Below are 26,930 nucleotides of genomic sequence, written 5' to 3' on the forward strand. Positions count from 1 at the left end.
AGTACGCAGCCCGCAAAGCAACGGCATGGCAGAGAGCTTTGTGAAGACGATCAAGCGAGATTACGTGGCGCACATGCCCAAGCCGGATCGAGAAACAGCATTGCGCAATCTGACGATTGCCTTCGAGCATTACAACGAGCAGCATCCGCACAGCGCTTTGAAATACCGGTCGCCAAGAGAATTTAGGCGCTTGGCAGCAGCATCAATTTAACGGGGAGTTGGTGTCCGGTTTTGTAGGGGCAAGTCCACGTACACGGCAGCAAAGGCTTCGCCATACAGTTTGTTGACCCACTCTCGAATGTCGCTGGCCCCACCACTGAGAATTGAGGTCAGTGCGCTATTACCACTGTTGTTAGTGACCCCGAAGGCACTGCCGCCCGAACTGATGACGCTGCTGTTGTTCTGTTCATTCCCGAGCAGGGCGGCGACGCCAGCACCGGCGGCAGTGATCAGAGTCTGACTGCCCAAGTACTGCTGAGCATTCGAGCGACGCTCGCCGGCAATGCAAGGAATGCCATACGGATCGGAGAGGTAACCGAGTCCACCGCGGATCTTGTCGGTGTTTGAGCTCTGGGTGGTGGAGGCATTGCGGCTGGAGACCGTCTTTGGCTGAGGCACCGTGCGGATGGTGCCATCCGTAAACACAAAGGTGATCGACTCGACCTGTCCGCGTACGCAAGACAAGGTCCAGTCACCGGAGGCTGTGCCGCTCATCACGGCCCCTGCGACGTCCGGCAGGTAGATGCCGTTGGCCGTTAGGTTCTCGGGGCCGACCAGCACCTTGAAGGGATAGGGATCATTCACGGTGCCGTCCACAGGGACTCGGCCGATCAGCGCGGTCATGGCGACCGAGCCCATCAATGTCGCATTTTCGGGAATGGTGTAGACAGGCTTCGCACCTTCGGTACGATCACCGGATCGCGTCAGGTCACGCTCACCCTTGGTGACCTCGCGTAACTGCTTTTGGCTGCGGTCGATGGCATTGTCCTTCAAACCCTCTAGTGAGTTGAAGGCAGTAGGCAGACTTTGGGCAGATTCGGTTTTGGTTTTGCTCTGTGCGTCGGTGGGCAGAGCATCCGAGGGCTCAATCCACTGCAGTGCATCATTGGCAGAGTGCTGCCCTTCGAACTGAGCGCTGTCGTCCGGCTCAAGCCCCAGTCCGATCGGCATATCCTTGCCTTTGCCGGTCAGCCCCGACAACTGTTCCTGCAATTGCGTCAGCAGGCCGCGAGCCTGACGACTGTCTTGTTCTGCTTTTAGTCGGGCCTCGTTGGCTTGTCGACGGCCTTCGTCGACCTGCTGGGTCACGCTGCCAAGCGCCGTCTGAATACGCGAATCAACACTGTTTTCCCGCTCACGTAGACGGCTGTTTTCCGTCTGCAGCGAATCGTTGTGCTTCTTCAAACCTAGCATGTCGCTGCGCATGGCCTTCACTTGGCCTACCAAGGTGGCGACAGTGTCGCGTGGGGTATCACCCGCAATGCCGAGCGACTTGGCTTGCTCGGCAGATAATTGAATATCGCCCTGATCAACTGGGTGCTCTGGAGAAGGCGTGCTGCCTCCCGCGACCCAGCTTTTCATGATGATCAGTACCACGGCCAGCAGCGCAGCCGGTACCAGCCATTTGAGCAAGGCGTTAGCCTTCATCGTCAGCACCTCGCGCAACGGGCGGAAGCATCACGGCGTGTTCGAGGCCGGCACCGCGAGTGATGAGGTAGGCAATCGTGGTGTCTTCCGCACTGCCGACCGGCCCGAGGAAAGCATGCTGGAAGGTCGCGGCGAACAGCTTTGCCTGAAGCTGACGCGGATCTAGTTGCACCATCGCCGTACCTCGATTGCGCAACTTCACGGCCGTCGCCCAATAGTCACCGAGCCGCCAGGCGGCGATGGGTGTGCTGGACACGTTTTCAGTCGGCAGTAGGGTTGGAAGTTCGGTATGCAGCTTGAGCGGAGTGCGGCGTACACCGGGCAGAGACTCCACAGTGCGCAGCGGCGCGTACAGGCACTGTGCGGCGTAGCGCGTCAAAGCGACCGGGATCGGTGTACGTTCTGGAACCGGGACGGTGTTGGGTTCAGCCTCGGTAGTTTGCACCTGAGCATTCTTAAGAATACGCACAGGCTCCAGCGGTTGATCACCGGGAGTGGCCGCGATATCCAGAAGGATGATCTCGCCCGTCGTGACTGATTGCAGTTGCAGTCGGGTCGGGGCAATGGCTTCCGACGCGCGCAGGTACAGTGTGCCTCCGGTGGATTGCACGCGCAGCTTGCCCGTCAGGGTTGAGGGGACGCCAACTCGCACATCCTCATCGACAAAGACCACCCGCTCCTGATTGATCACCAGTGGGACCGCGAGGGGGAGGCGTTCCCAATGCATCAGCTCGACGGCCTGCGCTGCAGCTCCCCATAGCATCAGTGCGACGGGGAGTCCCAGGTTCGACATCCGCTTCATGGCTCACCTCCAGGCAGGGAGATTTTTTGCGGCGTGCCTTGATAACAATCCAGTGCCAGCCCCCACTTGTTGCGTTCGGGATCCTGGTCGAAACGCACTACGCGTAATGGATAACGCACCACCACCCGTTTCACCGGTTCGGCGGCGTAATATTCATCGGCATTGAGGTCGAGTTTGACCAACCAGCTGTCGCGATCGAGTTGCTTCACCCTGAGTTCCGGATCTTCGCTATAGCCTCGGCCCAGAATTTCGTAGACGCCACGCACCCGCTGGCGCAGTTCACCAGCGGCCTTGCGGTACTCGTAGTCGCCGTCGAGGAAGGCCTTGCAGGCGGGTGTCAGGTAGGACTGCAAGCCATAGATGGCGCGGCGATAATCCTGCTCGCCATCCGAGGGCCAGCGGTTGAGTTGACCAAAGATGTAGAGGGCAAAGGCATACACATTCTCTGAGGGAATATCCCACCACTTACGAGTACTGCCTGAGCGCAGATCCGGTGGCACATGTACGGTCAGATCGGTCGGTGCCGAGCGCCAGCCGTACCAGAGCCCGGCACAGACTAGAGCAAGGATAATTACCGCCAGACGCAGGCTGAATATATGGGCCTGTTGGGCATCGACCTTGTTCCGAAATCGACTCATGGTTGCCACCGGGACAGGGCAGGGCGTAGTCGACGCGAACGGCGAACCGCCCAGGCGCCGGAGTGCAGGATCAAACTTCCGCGCCCCAGGCGCCAGCGGCTGGCGAGTATCCATTCGAGCTTGCGGTACAACCACGTCTCGGGACGAGCCCGTTTGGCCCGACGTAGTAGCGTGCCCCCGACCAATAACACCACTGTAATGCCTGCGATCATGCTGGTCGGCGCCACGGCAATCGAGGCGGTGACGATCGCCAGAGGAATGCCCAGAAGCAGGCCAATGACGGCGCCGGCGCCGAGGGCTACCCACATCTCATCATTGGTTAAACCGCGCAATACGGCAGGATCACGATTGAGTCGCTCTGGCAGAAAGACCAAAGTGCCGTCGGCAAGACGTTCGATAGCGTCGTTCATACCAACCTCACAGAATCGCGGCAGCCTTGGTGAGGAACCAGATGATGATCACCACCAACAGGGCGCCGATACCCACTACCGCGCCGAGGTCTTTCCAGGTCTTGCGCTGGTTTTGGACGTCGGCAAATACGGTCAGGGAATGCCAAGCCACGCCGAGAAACGCGAGCAGGGCAATCAGTAGGCCGAGCAGAATGCCGCCGTCGTAGGCGTAGTTTTTGATCGTCTCGATCAATCCGGAACCTTCACCACGTGAAGGAGCTTCCATGGTCGGTAGCTCGGCAAAAGCTAGGCCTGGACCAAGCACAAGCAGCAGACCGATCAAGCGTTGGCTTGCGCGATCACGCAGGTTGTTTTTAAGGGGGACAAGGCACTTGAGCATAATGGCGATCTCCGGTGTTAGGACAGGGTGAAGAACATCAAAATCAGCAAGGTGAGCAGTGCACGCGCGGCGCTGCCGCCCAAGGCACCAAAGCGCACGCTTCCTGTCGCCCAGCCCCGGTAAGCCGCCCACATCACCCAGGCACACCACAGCAAAGCCAGGACGAGAACCAAGGACAGCCACAGTGTCGAGCTGCCCTGTGCCGAGAAGCCGGAAGCGTTTTGAAAGGCGGCGGTCTGGGCGTCAGTCATGCTCATGGCGAAGGCTCCGCATGCGGAGTGTCGAGGCGGTAATTGCCCACCAGTTCAGCGGGATCACGGGGTTGGGCGCGGGAGGGGGACAAATAGCCCTGTACACCTTGACGAATGCGCTGGATGTCATGAATTAGACGGGGATAGTCGAAGCGATAGCGTTCGTTTGGTTCAGAGGTCCTGGCTACCTTAGCCCGGGCTGCAAGGCGCTCGATAGTGTCGAGCTGCTGCTGAACTAGGCTGAGCTGTTCGTGCTCATGAGCTGATGCGGCATAGCAGCTGCCGTGAAAGATAGCCAGTGAAAGGAGTAAAAAACAGTGAACGGCAGTAGTCGACATAATGTTGCCCCATATTTAGATGGGGCCAGAGTAAAGTTGAAGTTCGGATTATTAAGTACTAAATGCGAGAAGGGGTGTATCGCTTTTATGGGGCATATCGATAGAGGCCCTGCAGGAATTTGGAGTGCTCGAAGAGCGTTCCTTCGGGCTCGGCCTTAGATTTGCACGCAGTATTATCGTAAATACGCCCCAGTTCTGCTCCTGTCACAGGTGATTCGCTTATCATCTATAACCGGCCGTTGAAAATATACTTCAGCTCTTCGGCATAACTGAGGTGTCAACATCCCTGCTGCTGGAGTACAAAATGTGGTCTTTCAGGACGGTGATTTTTGAGCCCCCCAACAACCACCTTTGGTCATTCCCTGGTTGCTTCGTTCTGCAAAGCCTCGCGCATAGTTTGCATCTTCAGATCGCTTTCCCGATATTCGCTTTCCGGCTCTGACTCGCTGACCAGCCCGCACCCTGCGAACAGTGTGGCTCTGCTGTTTGTCAGCAGTGCCGAGCGCAGGGCGACGGCAAATTCACCGTTGCCCTGATCGTCCAGCCAGCCAACCGGAGCGGCATACCAGCCCCTGTCCAGTTGCTCGTGGGTGCGTATGTAATCGAGTGCCGCAGCACGAGGCAGACCGCCAACCGCCGGCGTCGGATGCAGACTGTGCACTACGCTGAGCAGGCTTGCTCCAGGGGCAAGGGTGCCATGAATCGGAGTCAGCAAATGCTGGATGCGCGGCAGCTTGAGCAGCAGGGGCTTGGCCGGGATTTGCAGAACCATGCAATACCGGTCTAGGGATTCCCTGATGCTGGCGACCACCATCGCATGCTCGCTGTTGTCTTTTTGGCTGCTAAGCAGTTGCTTGCCTAGACGTGCATCGTCAACGCTACTTTTTCCGCGCGGTGCGGTGCCTGCCAGGGCCATGGTCTGTAAACGATTACCTTGCACGGTCAGCAGGCATTCGGGCGAAGCGCCGACGAAGCAACTGCGGCCACGAGCGAATGCGAACAGGTACGCACCGGGCTGCTTGCGATTCAGGTGTTGTATCACTGCCTGCAGGGGCTTCGAAGCAGGCACATTCTGCGATCGGGCCAACACCACTTTTTCCAGACCTCCGCGTTTGATTCGGGTTACTGCATGCGCCACATCTTGTTTCCAGAGATGTGCCATGGAAAGGCGCACAAACTGATCGTTTTCCGTAGGTGCATTGGGTAGAGGGCGGGCGAGGATGGCCCCCCATTCGCTTGCAAGCATCTCGGCCAGTTTTTTGCACTGGCTGCGCTGCTCGACCAGTACATTGACTATCAACAGCGTCTGGCCTTCGCGTCCGTGGAGTTCGAAGCGCGGCAGGGTCAGGGCTGCATCGGGAAAGTCGCACCACAACCTTGATCGGGGTTGCTCACGATCAAAGGCGAAGCCGCCTAACAGTGTCGGACGATGTTCGCCGTGAATTACGGCAGTCGCCGTCATGTTCTGCCAGCGGTCTTCAAGCATCCGCCAGCTGTCCGCAGGCTCAGCGTTGAATTCATGGGCCAGGCCGAAGCCGATACGGTATTGCCCTTTTGCCTGAACATGCCACAGACAAGCGGGTTGAACCTGCTCTCGATTGGCCGAGAATAACGTGTGCGGCTCGACCTCCGGTGAGGGGGTGGAGAACGAAGCCAGTATCTGTGGCTGGCATGCGCTGACCCGAGCCTGAGCGTTTTGCAGGCATTCTGTCAGGTCGCTGAACGATGGCAGTCGGCTCATGACTCATTCTCCGGGTGCAGCGCTCGCCAATGCGTGATTTGCTGGTTGATGAACCAGTGGATCAAGTCTTTGAAGAAGTCCTCCGTTTCATCGACCGGCAAGCCCGCATCGCCAGCCCATTGACGCCGCTCTTCGAGCATTGCGCGTACCCGCTCGGGTGCCGGAATGGCTTGCTGGCTGGCCTTGAAGCGGGTAGCCGCCTTTACATAGGTCAGGCGCCGGGCAAGGACTTGCACAATCTGCCGGTCGAGCTCATCAATGCCCTGGCGTATGTCGCCGAGGTTTTCGCACTCAGGTGCAGACTTCACAACACTCATGGGTTACTCCCGGGTTCACTGGGCCAGAACGGCCAGTTGGCGTTTGTCGATCTTGCCCACGGCGGTCAGCGGCCATGCCGCAAGCCACTCGAACTGATCGGGCAGCTTGTCTTCCCCCAACCCCTGCAGGCGCAGCTGGTCGCGAATGTAGTGGGCGGCACCTGCCGGCTGGTTGCCGAGAATGAACGCGCAGATGCGCTCGCCCAACAGCGGGTCCGGTACGGCCACTACCACGGCAGAGTCAATGTCGGGCAAAGCAGTGAGATGATTTTCGATGTGTGCCGCGGAGATCTTTTCACCGCTGCGCTGGATCTGTTCCTTGATGCGTCCTTCGACGATCAGGTTGCCTTCCGGCGTCCAGCGCGCAAGGTCACCGCTGCGGTAATAGCCGTCGTGGGTGAAACTGCGCGCGTTGTGCTCTGCCGCCTGGTAATAGCCGGTAATGGTGTAGGGGCCGCGGGTCAGCAGCTCACCGGTCTGGCCGGAGGCAACCTCGTTCATGTCGGTGTCGACCAGACGAACCTCGTCGAACGGCGACAGTGGCCGTCCTTGCGTGTTGAGCACGATCTCCAGCGGGTCGTCCGGACGGGTGTAGCACAGCAGGCCCTCGGCCATGCCGAATACCTGCTGCACGCGGCAATCCAGCGCTTCGAGCACGTGTGTGGCGAGCGCCGGGTCCAGTCGCGAGCCACCGACCTGCAGCAGCTTCAGGCTGGACAGGTCACTGTCTTCCCAGTCGCGCCCCTGAGCCCAGAGTTGCGCCAGTGGCGGAACCAGCGCCACATGGGTGACGCCTTCACGTTCAATCAACGGCATGGCCGCATCACAACTGGCGCTGTCGCCCAGCACCACGGTCGCACCTGCGGCCAGGCTGCCGAGCAGGCCGGGGCAGGCGAGGGTGAAATTGTGTGCGGCAGGCAATACCGCCAGGTAGACGCTGTCGTTGTCCAGTTCGCAGAGTCTGGCTGAATGGGAAAAATTGTAGGTGTAGTCGGCATGGCTGCGCGGTATCAGTTTCGGGGTGCCGGTGGTGCCCCCTGAAAGCAGCAGCAAGGCCATACCGCGCGGGTCTGCCAGCGGGTCGGCCGGGCAGGGGCCGTCCAGCGCCGACAGCGCTTTGAAAGGCCCTGGCTCGCCGTCGACGATGACATGCGTCAGTGACGGCTGGTGCTCGATAATCCTGGCGGCCATGTCGCGGAAATCGAAGTCCCGAAGACGCTCAGGGATCAGGTAGGCTACCGGTTCGGCCAGCCGGCAAAGTGCTGCAATGTCTTCTGCACGCTGGGTAGGCATGGCCAGCACCGGCACCGCGCCGATGCGCATCACGGCAAACAATGCGCAGACAAAACCGACGCCGTTCGGCAGTTGCAGCATGACCCGGTCGCCGGCCGTGATGCCCAGCTGCGCAAGGCCCCCCGCCAGGCGATCAACCCGCAGGTCCAGTTGCGTGTAACTCATGCGTACTGTGCCGCAGACCAGCGCGGTATGTGCGCCGTGCTGGCTCGCCCATCGGCGCAGGCGTTGAGGCAGGGTCTGGTCGGCGAAGGGCTGTAGCGGGTCGTGAAAGGTATGTTCGGTATGCATGGTCGTTTCCCGTTACGGATGGAAAGGGCTGATGCTCTGTTCGATAAAGTTCAGGACCTGTGCAGCGAAGGCTCTGGGGCGTTGCGTCAGATAGAAGTGGTCACCGGCCATGACCTGCTGCCGACAGTCGCCGCACAGCCATTGCCGCCAGGCGCTGACTTCCTCCTGATCGGCTTCGGGGTCGTGGCTGCCGTGCAGCAACAGGGTTGGCATCCGCAAGCGCTGCCTATTCGCGTGCAGCGGGCGGTGATAGCTTTCTGTGGCTTGAAAATCGGCACGCAGCAAAGGCATGAACAACGCCAGCAGGTCCGGATTTGCCAGCAACGCGTCGCTGACACCGCCGATGGCAACCAGTTGTTCGATAAAGCGTTGATCGTCCAGATGGCTGAGCAGTCGTCTGCCCGTCAGGTGCGGTGCATGGCAGGCTGACAACACCAGACCTGCGGGTGGCGTGCCTGCCTGTTCCAGCACCAGGCAGGTCTCGAAGGCAACCTGCGCCCCCATGCTGTGACCGGCCAGTATCAGAGTGCGGCGCTGTGTGGCCGGCATTGCCTGAATGTCTGCGGCAAGGCTTTCGGCAAGCGGCTGGACATGACGCAGGCAGGGCTCGTGCATGCGCTGGTCGCGTCCCGGATAGATCGCCAGCGTCAGGTCCAGGCCCAGTTCGTCGAGCCCTCGCCAGTTGTGAAATGCACCGCCGCTGGCCCCGGCAAACGGGCACAGCAGCACATGGTTCTGGCACTGATCGGCGTGCAGAAAGGGTCGCAGCATATTCATACCCATGTCCATGCGCTCAAACCTCCGCCCGCAGGTGCCCGGCATCGATGACAGGCGGCGCACTTGCGATGCGTTGCTCGGCAGGGCCGGCGCAACGCAGTATTTCTTGCCAGAGTCTGGCCACCGCCAACTGGTAATCAGCCTGCAGACCGTCGGCACGGGGCTGGCCTTGCAGAACTGCCAGCAGTTGTTGCAGCAGCCAGCCGACACCGGCAGGCCCTTCTATTTCATGCGCGCTGCGCCAGTGACTGGCTGCCGGGTGCAACGGCATGGCGGTTGCTTGCTGCAAATAGTCGGCGTTGCTGGTGTACAGGGTATGACGATCATCGTCATGGGCCTCGGCGTGCAATGCGGGTGTCCAGTTCACCGGCCCGTAGCTGGCGTCCAGCGAAAGGTAGCCACTGGGCCAGGCCAGACTCAACTGATGCATGACCAGGCTGTGCAGGTCCGGATCGTCGACCGCCATCCAGCTTTGCAGGCGCAGCAGCACGCGGCTGTCCGGCAGGTTCAGCGACAGGGTATGAAAGTCATCGTCGCAGTCGAGCAGGCTGACGCTGACCTGTCCGGCCAGATCACAGCCCAGCGCCTGAAACAGCAGGTCGAGGCCCGAGTAGAGCAACTGCCGACTGGTGTTCAGCTGTGCCAGACTGGGCGTACGGCCGCCGAGCAGTCGCGAGATGCGCTGCGCGGTGCCTGTCCAGCAGCGACCTGCCTCGGTATGCGGGTAGAAGCTGTTGACGATGTACTGGCGGCCCATCTGTGTGGCCAGTCGCTGATGCCGGACCATTTCGTCCGGGTGCACGGGGTGCTCCTGAATGACATGCAAGCCTCGCCGCAGCAGGCGTTCGGTCAGTTGCCCACCGGCTCCGCCGACTACGGTCGAGCGCACCACCACACAGGCGATGTCCAGATCGTCCGGCAGTTGCTCGACGTCGGTGTACAGCGCTACGCCAAACGCGTTGGCCAGCGCTCTGGCGCGCGGGCTGCCGTTGGCCAGCAGCCCTGCCAGCTGCAAACCGGGCTGTTCGAGCAGAAAACTGTTGACGTACAGCTCCCCGAACTTGGCCCCGACAACAAGAACCTTCAGTGGCATGTTCATGGACGACTCTCCTTGTGGGTAGCGGCCAGCCAGGCGCTGATCGACGCTGCAGTACGCCGTGCCTGATCGGTGTCGAGCAACAGTTGCCAGTGATCGCAGGGCATCGATTCGCGCTGCGCCACAGCGGCCCATTCGTGCCAGTCCCGCTCGGCGGGCAGCCAATGCTGCGGACGCCGCTCGGCGCTCAGCCACAAGCAGGGCAGGTCCAGCTGTCGTGGTTGCGAATGTTGCGCCAGCAGCTTCATCAGGTGCTCGATGCGTTGCAGCCACTGTTCGGCCTGTTGCGGGGGCTGAGGGTTTTTCAGCACACCTGCCTGCGTGGCGTTGTCCATGAACAGGTTCAATTGCTCGGCAGCTGGCAATTGTTCCAGGTCGTCAGGCAGTGCGATGCTTTTCGCGCCCTCGGCCATCAGGCGCAACAGGCCTGGGCGATCATCGAACCGGAAGTCCTGGCGGCAGACCGGGTCGAGGAGAATCAGCCGGACCTGTTCGCCCTGACGCATCAGCAGCCGCGCCGTTTCTTCGGCTACAAAGGTGCCGTAGGACCAGCCCAGCAGCACATAGGGCCCACTGCGCTGCTGCCGACGAATAGCCCGCAGATACCCGTCGGCCAGCGCTTTCAGCGAATCAACGTCCGGCGCATTCGCCGCCTGCAGCCCGAACACCTGCATGTCCAGCGCCTTTGCCAGCGGCAGATAGGCGCTAACCTCGCCATCCGAGGCATGGAACACGAACAGCGACAGCTGATTGCGACCTCTGGCCAGCGCCAGCGGGTTGTCATCGGTCTGTGCGCTGTGCTCAGGCAAGGTGGCGCAGAAATCACTCAGCCGTGGGTTATCGAACAGGTTGCGCAGGCTGCTGCCTGAATGCCCCATACGGTTCAGCCGGGCGATCATGCGCGTGGCGATCAGGCTGTCGCCGCCGCTGAGGAAAAAGTCGCTGTCGGCGTCGATGCCTTGCCCGAGCAGTTCCTGCCAGAGTTGCGCGACGGCGCTCAGTAATGCCGGATCAACTTCCTGACGCGGCCTGGTTTGCTTGGCCTGTTGCGGGTTTTGTCGGGCTGCAGGCGCTGTACACAGTTGTTCCACCTGATGCAGTGCCAGAGGCCATTGCGCCGGGTGTGGCTGCAGTTGCTCAGCCACCGCCGCAAGGTCCAGATGGCTGATGCCTTCGGCACGCGCAAGCATGAAGTGCTGACGCATACTGTCGTCGGCCTGTTGCGGCCAGTTCATCACCCAACTGAAGCCCGATGCCTGTACGGCGGTGCGCCAGCGCGGCAGATCGCGCATCGCCTTGTCGTCTTCGCTGCGCTCATCTTCAAAGTTGCTCAGCCCTTCGATAAAGCCGATGCTCGCCAGTTGCAGCGCGCTATCGCGTTCGGTGGCCTCCAGCAACAATAGATGCCCGCCACTGCGCAACAGACGGTGCAGACGCTTCAGTGAGCGGGTGACATGCGCGGCGTCGTGCATCACGTTGACCGCCACAATCAGGTCGTAGCCTTGCGCCGGGTGCTGGCTGAAATCCACCGGTTGGTTGACGTCGAGAATCGAGCTGGTCAGTTGCGGCCAGGCCGCGAAGTTGTCCCGAGCCTGAGTGAGGAACAGGCTGGACACATCTGTGAAACGGTACTCGCTCAGGTGGCCTTCGAGCATCGGCAGTAGATGCCGGGTTGTCGCACCGGTGCCTGCACCGACTTCCAGCACTCGCAGGTCGCGACGCGTGCCTGCCAGGGCTTTGGCAGTCTGTGCCAGTGCACTGTTCAGGCAGTGCAGCACCGGATTATTGCTGTAAAGGGCCTGCACGACGGCATCGCTGTTACCGAACAGCAGGCTCAGCGGCGAACAATCGCCACGCAACAGTTGCGCATGCTGCTCGATACAGGCATTCAGGTAGGTGCCGAGCGTCTGGCTCCACGCCGCAGCAGGGAGCGTTTCGCCGTGGATGTGCACTGCTTGAGCTGGCAGTGCCTGAAAGTGCTGACCGTTCTGTTGCAGGTAGCCTTGCTGGCAAAGCATCGCCAGCCACTGGCGCAGCAGGCCGGCAAATTGCGGCAGCGCTCCCAGTCGTGTCATCACCTGCGCCAGGTTATGACGCTGTCCGGCTTCGCAGAACAATCCGTGCGTTTGCAGGGTGCTCAGAATGCCTTCGCGAGCACGGCGTTCCAGCGCCTTCCAGGTCAGGTCGACTTCCTCGCGTTGCGCGTCGCTCAGTTGCGGCAACTCGCTCAGGGGCAGCGGCAGAACCGCGCAGAGGCTGTCATTGACGGCACCCGGCGGCTTGCCGACCAGTTCGCCAACCAGGCCTCTGGCGTCGCGATCGATCCTGAGGCGTGCGGTCTGCACGCCCGGTGCACGACGCAATTGCGCTTCGATCAGTTGCGGGTCGAAACGCTCGCCGTCCAGGTTCACCGACCAGTCGTGGCGTGGCAACTCGGGCAGGCGGTCGAAGCCTTGCGGTTGCTCGGCCAGGGTCTGTAACAGCACGCAATAGGTCTGGAACAGGCTGTCGATCAGACCGTCGGCGAGCACCTCTTCCATGCAATACCAACTGAATACCAGCTCACCGTCGATTTCCATCACCTGATGGTCCAGCCAGACATGCGGGGTCTGAGTGAAGACATGCACCGGGTCGCCGAGGGTCGAGGTCATGGCCTGATCAATGGCTTTGCCGTCCAGCGACATGCCGAGCATGCTGGTGAAAACTACCGGCATGGCCGGTTGACGCGTCTGCCCCTGACGGCGGCCGAGTTCGCGCATCAATTCCACGCCGTTCACAGCAGTGTGTGCCAGGCGCTGCCAGAGTCGTGCCTGCGTGTTTGTCATGACCTGGCCCGGACTTTCACCGCGCCCCAGCTGGAAGTCGATCAACAGCACTGACGTGAAGTCGCCGATCAGTTGCTGAACCTGCGGGTGCAGCGGCCGACGGTTGAAGTAGGTCAGGTTCAGGGTGAATTCCGGGGTACGGCTGACGCTTTCCAGGGTCTGCGCGAACAACGCCAGCAACGCAGCAGAAGGCGTTACGCCCAAGCGCTGACAATGGGCCTTGAAGTGCTTCCATTGGCTCGCGTCGAGGTTGCCCTGAACGGTCCGAAAACGTGGCTGGCCCTTGGGCAGGCTGTCCGCCACCGGCAACTGCGGCGCGCCAGGCAACTGTTCCAGCGTGTCCTGCCAGTAGCGCCAGGACTGTCGCCATTGCAGGCTGTCGCGCTGCGCAAGGTCAGCCATCACGTAGTCGCGGAAGGTCAGCTCCAGCGGCTTGAGTGCCTGACCTGCGTAGGCGGTGGCCAGATCGTCCATCATCACCTTGAAGCTCTGCACGTCGAACAGCAGCAGGTCGAGGTTCATGTGCAGGCGGCAATGCCCGGCGTCGAGTTCACTGACGGTGACTTCAAACAGCGGCCAACGATCGCTGGGCAGCACGCGATAGGACATGTCTTCACGGATGCCCAGCAGGCGTTGTTGCTGTTGTTCCCTGGGCAACTCGCGCAGGTCGTTACGGGGCAGGCGATACCAGGGCGTGTCTTGCAGAATGCGTTGACGGCCGTCACTGTCGATGACCATACGCAGCATGTCATGGCGGGCGATCAGTGCGTTCCAGGCGTGCTCGAAACGGGTCAGGTCAAAATCGGCGTAGGCTTTGTCCCATTCAAACAGCACATGGCAGGCCACGCCGCCGTAATCGATCAGGTCAGTGCGGCCCAACCAGTAGGCGTGCTGGATCGGCGTCAGCGGGAATGGCTCGAAGCGGTTATCGGGCTGCGGCACGATCAGGGTGTCGCTGCCGGCGACCGGCGTTTTCACCGCGCTGGACAGCAATAATGCGCTGAGGCCGCGAATGCTCAGGTCGCGATAAGCCTGTTCGGCATCCAGACGAATGCCCAGTTGCCGCTGGATATCGCTGCTCAGCTCAAGAAACAGCAACGAGTCGAGGCCCAGTTGCATCAGGTCCTGATTCAACGCAGGTGCAGCGTCGCGACTGAGGCGCAACTGACGGCAGATAGAAGTGCTCAACCACTGGCTGAGCGCTTGCTCATCGACCTGCTGATCCCCCGTCATACCGGGTGCCGGAAGGGCAGTGCTTTGAGAAGGGCCTTTTACGGGCGGGCGACCGACCGGTTGCTCGATGTGCTGCGCCAGCAGACGCCGGCGCGGGTCAATGCGCTCGGGGTCCACACGCATCGCAAGGCGCCACGGCGCGCTACGCATGACTGCCTGTTCCAGGTGCCACAGGCCCTCGCCGGTTGCCAGCGTGCCCATGCCGCCCTGCGCCAGTCGGGCGTGCAGTTGCTGATCGGCTGCGCGTCCGGTTTCACCCCAGGCGCCCCACGCAATACTGACGGTGTGCAGGCGGGCGTCGACTTGCGATTCGGCCAGCCCGTCCAGATAGGCACTGGCCAGCGCATGTGCCCCTTGACCCGATGCACCGAGGCTGGCGGCCGCCGAGGAATACAGCAGCAGGTAGCGACCCTGGTCTGTAAGCGCCACCTGCAACTGGCGGGCTGCCGAACATTTGACCTGCAACAGCGCTTGCATGCGCGCAGCGTCGAGGTTGCTCAGCGGCGTGTCGTCGAGCAGGCCGGCGCTGTGAATCGCACCGCTCAGGCCGCCATCGGCCCGCAGCTCGTCGAGGCAGGCTGCCAGCGCAGTCTGATCGCTCACATCGCAGGCCACCCAGCGTATTTCACAGCCGTATTGCTGTTGCAAGGTGTCGATCCATTGCTCGCCGTCCTGCGGACAGTGCGGTGCCAGCAGGGCCAGGCGCGAGGCACCCTGAGCGGCCAGCCAATGGCTGCTCAATCGACCCAGACCGCCGAATGCGCCGGTCACGATATGCCAGCCAGAGTCCTTGAAGCTTTGCGCGGGCAGGCTGACGCTCTGGTGAGGCTGAACGCTCAGCGTCTGCACTTGCGCGACCCCCTCGCGCACGGCAATCCAGCGTTCACCTTGCTGGGCAGCGCTCAAGCCCGGCAGCAGCGCCTGCCAGCCAGCGCTGTCGTCCAGGTCGCCGCCTTCCAGGTCAATGATCGCCAGGGCGCGGGTCGGTTGTTCAGCACAGGCGACCCGCAGCAAGCCCCACAATGCTCGTTGCTCGGGATTCACAACGTTATCGCCAACCGGTGACCAGGCGTTGCGGGTTACCACCAGCAGAGGGTGTTCGCTGTCGGCCTTCAATGCATCGAGCACCTGGCTGGCGACCTCTGCCAGTCTGCCGTCCTGCACAATCAGCAGGCATGCCGAGGCTTGCGGGTCATGAGCCACGCCAACGGCGGCGAGTGCCGCCCGGACGCGGGCCGGTTCGACGCGAAGCTTCGCCAACGGGGCATCCTGCGCGTTCACTGGCGCCCATTCCCAGACGTAATGGGTGCCAGAAGCAGTGTTCAATGCCGGCAGAGTGGTGCGGTAGCCAGGACGGTTATCGGCACGGCCCAGTAGCTGCCATTGCCCTTGATCATTGCACTGTTTGAGCTCGACGCAGGCGACCCCGAATGCTTCGGCGCTCCAGTGCAGGGTCAGGCCGGTCAGAGCTTTGGGCAACGGCACATCGCGGATAAATACGGGAGGTCTCCGAACATCGCCGTGGCGCGTGGCCAGTTGTCCGCACGCTTCCTGCAAGCGTGTCTGCCAGCGTTGCGGCTGGCCTGCGCAATCTGTCCAGTCAGGTTGATAGAGGTGTTCGCCGAGCTGCCTGCCCAGTACCGCGCTGCCACTGTCGTGACCGACATTGAGCGGGCCGAGCGCACTGTTCGCTGCCTGGGTGCGTGCCAGCAAGATGTGCTCGCTGATACCCGCGGTAGCGCTGCCATCTTCAGGCAGCCAGTCGAGACGTTCGAAGCCGCTCTCCCGGCATTGTTGCTGCCAGTGTTCGGTGGACAGAAACAGTTCTCCACCGCGTGCCTGCTGGTCATGCAGCGGCAATACCAGCGGGCCGAAAACAAAGTCGAACAGGCGCATCGGACGGGTGATTTCACGCATCAACAGTGCGCCGCCGGGCTTGAGCAGCGGGCGCAGGTTTTGCAGGGTATGGCCTACATGCTGGGTGGCGTGGATCACGTTGGCAGCGACGATCAGGTCGTAGTGCGCGGCCTTGAAGCCCTGTTCGCTGGCGGGTTTTTGCAGGTCGAACTGGGCGTACTCGACAAAATCATAGTTGCTGAACTTTTCTTCGGCGCGACGGCTGAACAGCGCTGAAATATCAGTGAAGCAGTAACGTACATCGGCGACATCGCTCAGTTCCGGCAGCAGCCAGGCGGTGGTGCTACCGGTCCCGCCACCGACTTCAAGAATTCGCAGCGGCCCGCGTCCGGCGTGCTGATGTTCGCGGATCAGTCCGCTGATCACACCTGCTGCGATCTGATTGAAATAGCGCCCGAAGCTGAATTGCTGATACAGCACTTCAACACCGCTGGAAGCGCTTTCCGGGAAAATCACCGACACCGGCTCCACAGCGCCATTCATCATGGCGAAGAGTTGCTCGCCCGCCCGTTCGACGGTGTCGGCGATCACGTTCAGCCCTTCGCAGCAACTGCGCAGTTGCGCGAGCAATGCCGGGCGTTGCTCGTAGGGGATTGGCCGGGCGCTGCGGTAGCGGTTCTGATCAAGCGTGTAATAGCCATCTTCGACGCAGGCATCGAGCAGGCGCACCAGCAGTTGCCGATGGCGCGGCAACAACCGGCCTCCACGTAGGATACTCAGCGGCTCGGCGCCCTGGTCAATACCGTCGTGCACACACTGACGAACCATCTGGTCGACATAGATCGCGTGCAGTTGGGTCACACATTGATACAAGCGCTCCAGGCGCGGCAGGTCCAGACTGGCACCTTCCTGTAACACCACCTGGCGACCGCCTTCCAGTAACAGATCCTGCACGGTCGCGACTGGCTGCTGCGCGGCATCGCACCAGTAGCGCTGCTCGTCGAAAACATACAGAGGGGCATGGATGCGTTTGCCGTTCGAGGGCAACAGGTTGCGCCAAGGCAAGGCCACGCCGGCGGCAAACAGGCGCAGCAGGCTGTCCTACAAGACGGTGGCAGCCGGTTTGTGGCGGCGGGCACTGGCGATCCAGTGCGCACCGGTCTGCTCCAGACGCGTGCCGATACCGGTCAACGGTGCATCGGCACCCAGTTCCAGGGCGATCTTCACGTCCGTTTGCAAGGCGTGAGTCAGTGCATGGTGATAACGCACCGGGTCGCGCATGTGCCTGCGCCAGTAATCGCCGCGTTCAAGTTCGGCATGGGTCAGCGGTTGGCCAGTCAGGGTCGAGATCAGCGGTATTTTTGCCGCCGCCGCGCGCAGACCTGCGCTGGCTTGCTGGAATTCATCGAGAATCGGCTCCAGCAACCGAGAATGCGCCGCGCCTGCCACGCTCAGGTGATTGTGCCGCAGGTGCCGCTCTTGCAGCGTTTGCGCAAGTGCGTTGATGGCGTCACGGTCACCGGAGGCCACCAGATGCTGTTCGGCGTTGTGCACGGCGATCTCCACGCCATGTTCGAGCGCCAGCGGTTGCAGCGTTGCCGCGTCGCAGAACACCGCCAGCATCGATCCTTGCGCCGCGCACTGATTCATCAGTCGGCCGCGGATGATCACCAGCGGCAGGATGTCTTCCAGTCGATAGATCCCGGCGATGACCACTGCGGCGAATTCACCCACCGAATGGCCGATCAACAGGTCCGGGGTCAGACCTGCCTCACGCCAGTGGGCGGCCATGGCCACTTCAAAGGCGACGATGGCTGGCTGTGCATAATCCATGCGGTCGATCAGCCCCTCATGCTCGCCGAACATGACCGACTGCAACGAGGGTTGCAGGTGGGCAGCACAGGCTGCAAAGCTTCGGTCCAGACTTTCGCTGAAGGCTTTCGACTGGCCGTAAAGGCTTTTGCCCATTCCGGCCCACTGACTGCCTTGACCACTGCATAGCCATAGCTGCGCGCCCTGGCTTGCCTGTCCTTCATACAGCAAGGCGTCGCTGCCGCCCTGGGCAAACGCCTGCAGCGCGGGGGCGGTTTCTTCGTGCAACGGCACCGCCAGACGAAACGGCAGGTCCAGTTGCCGGGCATTGAGCGCCGTGTGCGCGAGGTCGGCACCAGCGTCTGCAACGTCTGCGGTTTGCAGACGGTCGGCGTAAAGGCCTGCCAGCTGGCGTAGCGAGTGTTGACTGGCGGCACTGAGCAACAAGGCGCTGGCCTGCGCGGCCGGGCCTGTCGGGCGCAACGTGTCGGGCAAGGCTTCGACAATCATGTGGCAGTTGGTGCCACCGATGCCGAATGACGACACACCGGCGCGGCGTGGTCCAGCGGGCCACGGTTGGTCTTGGCTCGGGACGTAAAACGGGCTGTGTTCCAGTTGCAGCGCCGGGTTGACCTGCTCGACATTGATGCTCGGCGGAATGCGCCCGTGGCTGACCGCCAGGACGGTCTTGATCAGGCTGGCGATGCCAGCGGCGGTATCCAGATGGCCAAGGTTGCCTTTCACCGAGCCCAGCGCACAACCACTGATATCGGTGCGTTGCGCGAAGGCATCGCGTAGCGCCTGAACCTCGATGGGGTCGCCCAGTGGCGTACCGGTGCCGTGCGCTTCGAGCATGCCGATGCTGGCGCAATCGATGTCGGCCAGCAGCATGGCATCCTGGATGACCTCACGCTGACCGACCACCGAGGGCGCGGTATAACCTACCTTGTGATGACCGTCGTTATTGATCGCGCTGCCGCGCAGCACAGCCAGCACCGGGTCGCCATCGCGCAAAGCGTCTTCCAGGCGCCGCAAGGTCACAGCACCGACGCCGTTGCCGGCAAAGGTACCCTGGGCGCGCGCGTCAAACGGGCGGCAGCGACCGTCCGGCGAGAAAATCATCCCCGGCTGGTACAGGTATCCGGCCTGTTGCGGAAACGACACGGCTACGCCGCCCGCCACGGCCATCTCGCACTCGCCGCTGCGCAGGCTTTCGCAAGCCATGTGCACCGCGACCAGCGAACTGGAGCAGGCGGTCTGCACGCTCATGGCCGGGCCGCGCAGGTTGAGTTTGTAAGCTGCGCGGCTGGCCAGGTAATCCTTGTCGTTGCCCATCAGCGCCTGCAGGCCCTTGACCTGCGCCACTTCGGTGACACGAATATTGTCTCGGCCCGGATAAGTGCTCATGCGTCCCGAGGCAAACACCCCGGTTTTGTGCACTACCTGGCGAGGCGCGAAACCGGCGTGTTCCAGCGCGTGCCAGACGGTTTGCAGGAACAGTCGCTGCTGCGGGTCGATGGATTCGGCTTCCTGACGCGAGTAACCGAACAGTGCAGCGTCGAAGCGGTCCGGGTCGTCAATGATTGCTGCAACATTGACGAAGTTCGGGTTGTCGATCAGTTCCGCACTGAGTCCTGCGGCGAGCAGCTCTTCACGGCTGAAATGACGGCTGCACTCGCGACCGGCCAGCAGGTTTTGCCAGTACTGGGCGCTGTTGCGGGCACCGGGAAAGCGGCAGGCCAGGCCGATGACCGCGATGGGCTCGCTGGTGCCGTAGATTTCTTCAAAGGTGGGCATGGATGAACTCGTGTGCAGGCGTGGAAGACGGGCTGGCAGGCGCGCCGCGCTCAAGGCGGCGGCAGAGGCGCCAGGCGGGCCACAGGCAGATAAAGGCAATGCTCGCCAGTACCGCGAGCAGCGGCGGATAACCCAGGTAATGAGCCGACTGCAGGGCAGCAATCGACGCCAGCATGGCGATTGCGGCATCGACCGATTGCAGCAAGGCGTAATCAGAAGCCGGTTGATGCGGGCGAACCACGCCCATCAGCAGGTTGTAGAGGGTGACGAAGCCAATTGCGGCTGCAATGTTGACCAGGCTGAACAGCACCAGCCACGCGCCAAGGTCGTAGACACGTGCGCCAAGCGCGGCGGCCAGCGCAATGAGTGCGTGCAGCAGCATGGCCGGCAGCAGGCAGCGCCAGGCACCGAAGCGTCTGGCCATCCAGCCGCCGAGCAGCACGCCGAGGGCGCTGGCGACCGTGCTGTACAGCGTCGAAGCAAGGCCCAGTTCGGCAAGACTCAGGCCGTTGTCCATCAGCAATACGGTCTGGATCGCCATCAGGCCGCGTATCCCCAGGTAGTAAATGGCGGTCAGGCACAGCGCTGGCCATAGCGTGGTAAAGCTGCTGCGATCCAGTTTCGGCTTGACCGACGGCTCGGCAATGCTGTTGCTGGTCGGCAGTAACCCGGCCGGCAGCAACAGCAGCAGCGAGACCAGCGCCATACCGGTGAAACCGGCGCGCCAGCCCCAGCGCTCGGCCAGAAACAGGAACACCAGCGAGCCGAAGACGATACCCAGGTAGCTGCCACCCACTTGCGCGGTATTGGCGAACGGACGGCTGGCGGCGTCGCAGGTGGTGATGGTGATGCCATCGGCGTAGATATCATGGCTGGCCGATAGCAGCGCCAGCAGCATCAGCCCGGCCATGATCGGGTAAAGCGAGTGTTCCGGGGCCAGAAAGCCGATCGCCAGCAGTGTCAGCGCCATGCACAGTTGCAGCAGTACCAGGCTGCCCAGGTAATGATTGCCGCGCAATGTGAGGCTGTGACGCTCGCACCAGGGGGCCCAGAGAAACTTGCCTATCCAGGGCAGAAATGTCAGCGACAGCAAGCTAAGGCTGGCCAGATCCAGCCCCTGATGACGGAAATAACCGACCACACCCTGCAAAATCAGCGCGGTGAGCATGCCCTGATGCAGGTAGTAACACCAATAGGGCAGGTAGCGGCTCATGACCCACCTCCGCTGCGCCGTAACCTTCTGGCATTTCTTTGCGTCAGTTGGGCCTGCCGGGGTTGGTCACGGGGCTCGTTTGCCGGCTGCGTCTGGCTCAAGTGGCGCGCCAGTGCACGGGCATTCGGGTAGCCGAACAGGTCAGTGGCCTGCAAATGCCGATGGCCCTGCTGGGTCAGCTTTATATGCAACTGCACCAGTTTCAGAGAACTGGCGCCTGCGTCGAAGAAGTTCTGCCGGCAGTCCTGCAGCTTCAGGCCGACGACCTCATGAAAGGCATCCCGGATCTGCTCGACAAGCTGTTCGTCGGCTGGTTGCCCAGGCTCGTGCTGTTGTGGCAGCGTTGATGTACGAGGCAACGTTGCCACACTGGCGCCAGGCTGTGCAGGGCTAACCAGTTGGGCTAAAGGCAAGGCCCAGGCCTGGGGTTGCTCGGCCAGGCGATTGAGCAGCGCGAGGTACTGATCGAACATGCCGCGCAGGACTTTAGGCTCGAACAGTGCTTCTACCGCATCCCAGTTCAGGCACAGGTCGCCTTCGGACTCGTACACCTGATGATCCAGCCAGACCTGCGGGGTTTGCGAGATGCCCCAGACCGGCTTGAGCCACGATGACTGGGCCATGAAGCGGCCCTTGTCGAACCCCAGCGCACTGGTGAAGACCACCGGCATTTGCGCCGCAGCCATGCCGTGGCGGCTGGCCAGTTCACGCATGACGCGGATTGCCGAGTGATCGCGCTGGGCCAGATCGCGCCACAGCCGCTGCTGCAGACGCTGCGCACTGCCGAGCCAGTCAGTGCCGGGTTGCCAGGCCAGAAGCAACAGCGAGGTGAAGTCGCCCAGCACCCGGTCGATATGCGGGTGCAGCGGTTGACGATTAAACAGGGTCAGGTTGAGGCTCAGTTCTGGCTCGCTGCTCCATGCCGACAGCACTGCAGAAAATGCACTGAGCAGCAGCCCTGAAGGTGTCAACTGGTGCTGGTGAGCCTGAGCTTTCAAGCGCTCCCAACTGGCTGCGGGTAGACGTTCGGCGAGGCGCACAAAGCGCGGTGGGCCTACGTCGGCAGGCGCGCAGCGCAACGGCAGGCGCGGTGCTGGCGGCAGGTTGTCGATACGCCGCTGCCAGTATGCCTGGGCGCCGGGCGAGGGCGGCTGGCTGGTGCGCAGGCACTGATAGTCGCGAAAGCCGATGTCGATCGTTTCCAGCGCGTGTTCGGGTTGCAGATAAAGCGTCTCAAGCTCGGCCAAGAGGATCTGCATGCTCATGCCGTCGAGCAGCAGGTTGTCGAGACTGACGAAAATCCGGCTGTGCGGGCTGCCATCTTCGACTATCTGCGCATCGAACAGCGGCCATTGTCCGGCATCCAGCACTTGATGTGAGAGCCGCTCGCGCAGTGCAAGCGCTTCGCTGCCCTCCAGCGCCGTCACCCGGTGGCGCTTGGGAATGAAGGTTGGGACGTGTTGCAGGACCTGCAGCATGCCGTCACGGACTACGGCGCGAAGAATGTCGTGACGTTCGATTAGCCGCTGCCAGGCGGCTTGAAACAACTGGTTATCAAGTCGTTCAACGCTGAACTCGACAAAGAAATGCGCGCCCACGCCGCCCAGCACAAACCCTGGCTGACGCCCGACCAGATAAGCCTGTTGCACTTCACTCAGTGCGAACGGCTGATAACGGCCCGCCGGATCATGCTCAAGCCGTGCCGGTGCTGGCGCATCTTCTACCAATGTTGCCGCAAAGGTGTGCAGGCTCGGGAAGTTGAACAGGTCATCGAGCCTGGCGCCATAGCCACGCCCGGCCAGTTCGCCGATCAGCCGGGTCGCCAGCAGGCTGTCGCCGCCAAGCTGGAAAAACTGGCTGTGGCGGTGCACTGCGCCGGTCTGCAGGAGTTCCTGCCAGAGTTGCACGAGGACCTGTTCGCGAGCATTTTCAGGGGGCTGCGATTGATCGGGTTGTGCTGCGGAGGGTTTGCACAATTGCACCAACGCCTGGTGGTCGACCTTGCCGTTGGCGGTCAGCGGCAGTGTGTCGAGAAAATACAGGCGCTGCGGAATCATGTAGCCGGGCAGTTCGCTTTCCAGCGCCTTCGCCAGCCGGGCGGGGTCGGGGCGCTGCAGGACATCGGGTGCGCGCAGGATCAGGCGCTGCAGGGTACCCAGTCGATCCGTGCCGTGGACTGCCAGCCCGGCCTGCGCAAGCAACGCCAGCCAATGCTCGCTGTCACGCAACTGTTCTGCTGCGCTACGGCCTTCGTTGAGCAGGTCGGCGCTGATCAATGCCAGCACCGAGGCGTGCGCCAGCTCCATTACATGGATCGCAGCGCCTGGTGCACAGAGTTGCGCCCACTGCCGTACAGTCGCTTGCGGCGTTTCAAGACGGTGCAGTTGGTTGTTGATCAGCAGCACGTCGGCGCTGTGAACAAGCACCTGGCGCTCGCTGTCGGTATCGCGCCGGGCGCTGCCATGCGCGAACCCCGCGAGGCGTTCGCGTGCCTTGAGGACCATTGCCTGTGAAGTATCGAGGGCCGTGTAGTGCAGTTGCGATGCGTCGAGTCGCCCCAGCAGAAATACACCGCCGACAGCGCTGCGGGCACTGACTTCGATCAGGCGTACCGGGCGTTGCAGGCGCTGGCTCAGATCCGCCAGCGAGGTCACGAGTGCACTGAGCGCTTCGCGACTGCCGGCAGCGTGCATCAGCAGCTGTTCGGGAGCCCAGTAAGGATGTTCGAGCAGGGTCTGAGGGCTGCGCTTGCCATGCAGCATGTCGCGCAGGGCGTCGTGATGCGCATGCAGGGCTTCCGTCAATGCAGCTGAAGCAACGTCGTGCGGCGTTGCCTGTGCGTCCGATTGGTTGAGTCGCCACGCACCTTCGGCGTCGCAATGCAGACGATTCCGGGTTGCCAGCCATTCCAGCCAGCGAGTCAGAAGGGGCTGCCAGTGTGCCTGGCAGTCGTAAGTCTGCAGCACCTTTGCGGTGCTCATGGCGGTGCTGAAATGCAAGCCGTTAAACGCCAGATGCTCAAGCAGGAAATCGGCCAGCAGAGCGTCCTCCGGCTCAGTCGCTACCGTTACAGGCGTCAGCCAGTCGGCGTAACTGGCCGGTGTACGCGGGTCGGCTTCGATGCTGCTGCACAGGCTGGAGCCGTACGGCACGACAAAGGCCACAAGGCTTTTTTCCCGCTCGCCCGGTGCCATGCTGATAGCGGCCTTGACACCTTCCAGGCGATTCAACGCTGCGTCTATTTCGCCCAGTTCAATACGGTAACCACCGACCTTGACCTGCTTGTCGCGCCGGCCGAGAAACTCCAGCGTCCCGTCCGGCCAGTAACAACCCATGTCGCCGGTGCGATACCAGCGCTCACCGGCCACGTCGACGAACTGCCGGGCACTGCGTTCGAGGTCATTGAAATAGCCTTGGGCAACACCCACACCGCCGATCCACAACTCGCCCGCAACCCAGTCCGGGCAGTCTCGTCCCAGCTCGTCGACCACACGGTAACGCTGGTTGGCCAGCGGCTTGCCATAGGGGATCGAGCGCCAGTGCGGCCCTATCTGGTTCACCGTGCAGGTGTTGGACCAGATGGCGGCTTCTGTCGCGCCGCCCATGGCGACAAACCGACCATCGCTGCGGTGCTGGTGATAGCGCTCCGGCAGGTCAAGGCCGATCCAGTCGCCGGACAGCATCACCAGTCTCAGGTTCGCCGGGCTGCGCAGATCGAAGCCTTCGCTATAGGTCAGCAGCATGTCCAGCAGGGCGGGCACGCTGTTCCACAAGGTAATGCGGTGTTCATCGATCAGCCTGCACCACAGCGCCGGGTCGCGCCGTTGCTGTTCGTTGACCAGCACCAGCGAAGCACCTGCACCCAGTACGCCAAAGATGTCATACACCGACAGGTCAAAGTGCAGCGCCGACAGCGCCAGCACGCAGTCGTCGGGCCCCACGCCATGCCGCTGGCTGATGTCCACACAGGTATTCAAGGCGCTTTGATGGCTGATCACCACGCCCTTGGGTTCACCGGTCGAGCCTGAGGTGTAGATTATGTAGGCCGGTTGCTGTGCGCTGACCGGTACCTGATGCTGAAGCGGTTCGCTGCAAATTGCCTGCTGCCAGGTCAGGGCATTGCCGATATCGTGCTCCTTAGGCTCATCGGCGCTGGTCAGCACGCACTTCACCCCGGCGCCTTGATAGATGCCGATACGCCGCGCCAATGGCTGGTCTGGCGGTACTGGCACATAGGTCGCGCCAGCCTTGAGAATGCCCAACACGCAGACAATCTGGCCGATGTCCCTGGCCATGCTGACAGCGACCGTATCGCCTGCTTCGACACCCCTGGCTTGCAGGCAGCCGGCCAGGCGACTGGCCTGATCGGTCAGTTGGGCGAAGCTCAGACGCCGCTGGTCCTGAATCAGTGCGATAGCCTGCGGGGTACGTTCAGCCTGGATGAAAACGGCGTCGTGCAGCAAGCCATCAGGAACGGCCTGCCCGGTGGCGTTGACCTGTTCGCGCACGGCAAGCTGGGCCGGGGGCATCAGTTCCGGCAAGGGTTGTGACCAGCGCGCAGGGTCTGTGACCAACGCCAGTACCTGCTCGAAATAGACGTCGAACAGGGTGTCGGTCAGCCCCTCGGGAAACAGCTGGTCATTGCTGTCCCACTGCAGATAGACCTGACCCTGATGCTCGAACGCCAGGTGGTCGATCCACACTTGTGGGGTCTGGGAAATCCCCCAGCCCGGTGCGCCCAGCGTGTTTTCTGCGGCTTCGCCAAACAGCGGGCGGCCCAGGTTGCTGGTGAACACCAGCGGCGCACCGTGCGGGTGACGCTGGCGCTTCTTCAGCTCGCGTAGCACCTCGACTCCCGACCACGCACTGTGTTCGTGAACCTCGGCAAACGATTGTTGATTGGCCCGTGCCAGTTCAGCGAAGGACTGCCCGCTGCAACTCACCGGCAGCGCGAGAATATTGGTGAAGTCGGCGATCATACTGGCGACCGCCGGGTTCAGGGGCTGGCGGTCAAACAGCGTGAGGTTGAGCAGTAGCGACTGTTGCCCGCTCCAGCGTCCCAGTACCGCACTGAACAGCGTGGCCAGCGCCATGGTCGTGGTTATGCCGACGGTTCCGGCGTGGTCCCTGAACGCCTGCCATTGCGCTGCGTCCAGTTGCCCGCGACGGCGGCTGATACGAACCTGCTCAATGCGCTCAGGGTCCTGCGCCAGCGGCAGAATCGGGGCCAGAGGCAGGTCGTCCAGACGTGCCAGCCACCATGTTCTGGCTTGCTCGATGCGAGCCTTGTCATCGCGTTTGACCTGAGTCAGGTAACTGCAAAAATCGTAATCGACGGGCGAGGGTGGTAACGGGCGGTCTTCGATCAGCGCGATCAGTTCTTCGAACAATTGATTGAAGCTGGCGGCATCCGCAACCAGCAGGTCGATGTTGACCAGCAGCCGGTTTTGCCCGCCGGGTAACAGGCACAGTTGGAAGTCAAAGGTTTCGCCGTTTTCGACGTCAAGGCGACGATGCCCCAACTGTTCGCGCAGGCCCGACAGGCGTTGCTGACGAAGCGTGTCATCACGGTCGCGCAGGTCATGAACCTTGAGGCCCGGCCACGCCGAATGTGCTTGCCACTGTTGACGACCGTCGGCGAGAAAACGCGTCTTGAGCATCGGGTGACGGTCGATCAGTCGATAAATAGCGACTTCCAGTACCTGCGGCTCCAGCCCGTGGCCGTCGAACTCCTGATACAGATGGCAACCCACACCGCCCAGCGGCTGTTCACTGGAACGTCCCACCAGATACGCATGCTGGACGCTGGTCAGGGCGAACGGCTGGCCGTCGCTCATGAGCGCAAGCGGCTCGTCTTTCTGCACTGCGTCGGCTTTATTGACCTGAACGCTCGCGCTGCGCAACAGGTACTGCCAGCCGTGCAGCGTAGGCTGGTCATAGAGGTCGCTGAGGGTCACTTTGAAACCCAGGCGTCGAAACCGGTTGAGCCAGGCCATCAGATGCATCGAATCCATGCCGAGTTTCAACAGGCTGGCGTCACCCGCCATTTGTTCCGGCGACAGGCGCAGTTGCCTGGCGATTTCCTCGCCCAGCAGGGCAGGGTCGAATGCTTCAGGTGGCGTACCGCGAGCAGTCGAGGCTTTTCTGGTCGATGTGTACATGGTGAGACTCCATCCAGACAAGTACTCGTGCCGCGCTCTAGGTGGCGCGGCG

14 protein-coding genes and 2 pseudogenes are annotated in these 26,930 nt (G+C 62.0%); 1 reads left to right on the top strand and 15 read right to left on the bottom strand.

All coding sequences use genetic code 11. The features are described 5' to 3' along the window. Positions 1-211 (top strand): integrase core domain-containing protein (locus KDX37_RS02140; RefSeq protein WP_177034531.1); only part of this gene is annotated, 211 nt, incomplete at its 5' end. A 35-nt stretch (positions 212-246) separates the two neighbouring features. Here KDX37_RS02140 and KDX37_RS02145 read toward each other — a convergent pair. The 15 genes and pseudogenes from KDX37_RS02145 to KDX37_RS02220 form a co-directional block, all read right to left on the bottom strand. Beyond that, positions 247-1,647: pseudogene (locus tag KDX37_RS02145) on the bottom strand (TIGR03752 family integrating conjugative element protein); the annotation flags it as partial. Beyond that, on the bottom strand, positions 1,637-2,449 hold the full coding sequence (locus KDX37_RS02150) for a TIGR03749 family integrating conjugative element protein (RefSeq protein WP_231651020.1): 813 nt from the start codon (positions 2,447-2,449) through the stop codon (positions 1,637-1,639). The pseudogene KDX37_RS02145 and the gene KDX37_RS02150, both read right to left, overlap by 11 nt. Beyond that, positions 2,446-3,087, bottom strand: a complete 642-nt coding sequence (locus KDX37_RS02155; RefSeq protein WP_231651021.1) for a PFL_4703 family integrating conjugative element protein — start codon at positions 3,085-3,087, stop codon at positions 2,446-2,448. The genes KDX37_RS02150 and KDX37_RS02155 overlap by 4 nt, the downstream gene beginning before the upstream one ends. Further along, a complete protein-coding gene (locus KDX37_RS02160; RefSeq protein ID WP_231651023.1) occupies positions 3,084-3,497 on the bottom strand; it encodes a TIGR03750 family conjugal transfer protein in 414 nt (137 codons plus the stop codon). The genes KDX37_RS02155 and KDX37_RS02160 overlap by 4 nt, the downstream gene beginning before the upstream one ends. Before the next feature lie 7 nt (positions 3,498-3,504). Further along, entirely contained in the window at positions 3,505-3,876 is a 372-nt protein-coding gene (locus tag KDX37_RS02165; RefSeq protein WP_058426013.1) for a TIGR03745 family integrating conjugative element membrane protein, read from the bottom strand. A 17-nt stretch (positions 3,877-3,893) separates the two neighbouring features. Continuing rightward, positions 3,894-4,133 (bottom strand): TIGR03758 family integrating conjugative element protein, encoded by a 240-nt coding sequence (locus KDX37_RS02170; protein ID WP_231651024.1) that lies wholly within the window; start codon positions 4,131-4,133, stop codon positions 3,894-3,896. After that, positions 4,130-4,465: an integrative conjugative element protein, RAQPRD family gene (locus KDX37_RS02175; protein ID WP_231651025.1), complete on the bottom strand. Its 336-nt coding sequence runs from the start codon at positions 4,463-4,465 to the stop codon at positions 4,130-4,132. The genes KDX37_RS02170 and KDX37_RS02175 overlap by 4 nt, the downstream gene beginning before the upstream one ends. Positions 4,466-4,820: 355 nt before the next feature. Beyond that, positions 4,821-6,206, bottom strand: a complete 1,386-nt coding sequence (locus KDX37_RS02180; protein WP_231651026.1) for an isochorismate synthase — start codon at positions 6,204-6,206, stop codon at positions 4,821-4,823. Beyond that, positions 6,203-6,523 (bottom strand): isochorismate lyase, encoded by a 321-nt coding sequence (locus tag KDX37_RS02185; protein WP_231651027.1) that lies wholly within the window; start codon positions 6,521-6,523, stop codon positions 6,203-6,205. The genes KDX37_RS02180 and KDX37_RS02185 overlap by 4 nt, the downstream gene beginning before the upstream one ends. Before the next feature lie 15 nt (positions 6,524-6,538). Next, on the bottom strand, positions 6,539-8,107 hold the full coding sequence (ybtE, locus tag KDX37_RS02190) for a yersiniabactin biosynthesis salycil-AMP ligase YbtE (protein WP_231651028.1): 1,569 nt from the start codon (positions 8,105-8,107) through the stop codon (positions 6,539-6,541). 12 nt (positions 8,108-8,119) lie between these two features. Beyond that, a complete protein-coding gene (locus KDX37_RS02195; protein ID WP_406641238.1) occupies positions 8,120-8,890 on the bottom strand; it encodes a thioesterase II family protein in 771 nt (256 codons plus the stop codon). Positions 8,891-8,900: 10 nt separating this feature from the next. Then, positions 8,901-9,983, bottom strand: coding sequence for a Gfo/Idh/MocA family oxidoreductase (locus tag KDX37_RS02200; RefSeq protein WP_231651030.1), 1,083 nt, complete (start codon positions 9,981-9,983; stop codon positions 8,901-8,903). Further along, positions 9,980-19,504 (bottom strand): annotated as a pseudogene (locus KDX37_RS02205) (SDR family oxidoreductase). The gene KDX37_RS02200 and the pseudogene KDX37_RS02205 overlap by 4 nt, the downstream one beginning before the upstream one ends. Continuing rightward, a complete protein-coding gene (locus KDX37_RS02215; RefSeq protein WP_231651034.1) occupies positions 19,491-20,717 on the bottom strand; it encodes an MFS transporter in 1,227 nt (408 codons plus the stop codon). The pseudogene KDX37_RS02205 and the gene KDX37_RS02215 overlap by 14 nt, the downstream one beginning before the upstream one ends. Then, a complete protein-coding gene (locus KDX37_RS02220) occupies positions 20,714-26,878 on the bottom strand; it encodes a non-ribosomal peptide synthetase (protein ID WP_231651035.1) in 6,165 nt (2,054 codons plus the stop codon). The genes KDX37_RS02215 and KDX37_RS02220 overlap by 4 nt, the downstream gene beginning before the upstream one ends. Positions 26,879-26,930: the final 52 nt, after the last annotated feature.

Source organism: Pseudomonas californiensis, assembly GCF_021147775.1.
Taxonomy (GTDB): domain Bacteria; phylum Pseudomonadota; class Gammaproteobacteria; order Pseudomonadales; family Pseudomonadaceae; genus Aquipseudomonas; species Aquipseudomonas californiensis.

What these genes read in the sequence shown, in the direction of transcription:
- KDX37_RS02150 (WP_231651020.1), bottom strand. Translation starts at nt 2,449, where the DNA reads ATGAAGCGGATGTCGAACCTGGGACTCCCCGTCGCACTGATGCTATGG.
- KDX37_RS02155 (WP_231651021.1), bottom strand. Translation starts at nt 3,087, where the DNA reads ATGAGTCGATTTCGGAACAAGGTCGATGCCCAACAGGCCCATATATTC.
- KDX37_RS02160 (WP_231651023.1), bottom strand. Translation starts at nt 3,497, where the DNA reads ATGAACGACGCTATCGAACGTCTTGCCGACGGCACTTTGGTCTTTCTG.
- KDX37_RS02165 (WP_058426013.1), bottom strand. Translation starts at nt 3,876, where the DNA reads ATGCTCAAGTGCCTTGTCCCCCTTAAAAACAACCTGCGTGATCGCGCA.
- KDX37_RS02170 (WP_231651024.1), bottom strand. Translation starts at nt 4,133, where the DNA reads ATGAGCATGACTGACGCCCAGACCGCCGCCTTTCAAAACGCTTCCGGC.
- KDX37_RS02175 (WP_231651025.1), bottom strand. Translation starts at nt 4,465, where the DNA reads ATGTCGACTACTGCCGTTCACTGTTTTTTACTCCTTTCACTGGCTATC.
- KDX37_RS02180 (WP_231651026.1), bottom strand. Translation starts at nt 6,206, where the DNA reads ATGAGCCGACTGCCATCGTTCAGCGACCTGACAGAATGCCTGCAAAAC.
- KDX37_RS02185 (WP_231651027.1), bottom strand. Translation starts at nt 6,523, where the DNA reads ATGAGTGTTGTGAAGTCTGCACCTGAGTGCGAAAACCTCGGCGACATA.
- ybtE (WP_231651028.1), bottom strand. Translation starts at nt 8,107, where the DNA reads ATGCATACCGAACATACCTTTCACGACCCGCTACAGCCCTTCGCCGAC.
- KDX37_RS02195 (WP_406641238.1), bottom strand. Translation starts at nt 8,890, where the DNA reads ATGGGTATGAATATGCTGCGACCCTTTCTGCACGCCGATCAGTGCCAG.
- KDX37_RS02200 (WP_231651030.1), bottom strand. Translation starts at nt 9,983, where the DNA reads ATGAACATGCCACTGAAGGTTCTTGTTGTCGGGGCCAAGTTCGGGGAG.
- KDX37_RS02215 (WP_231651034.1), bottom strand. Translation starts at nt 20,717, where the DNA reads ATGAGCCGCTACCTGCCCTATTGGTGTTACTACCTGCATCAGGGCATG.
- KDX37_RS02220 (WP_231651035.1), bottom strand. Translation starts at nt 26,878, where the DNA reads ATGTACACATCGACCAGAAAAGCCTCGACTGCTCGCGGTACGCCACCT.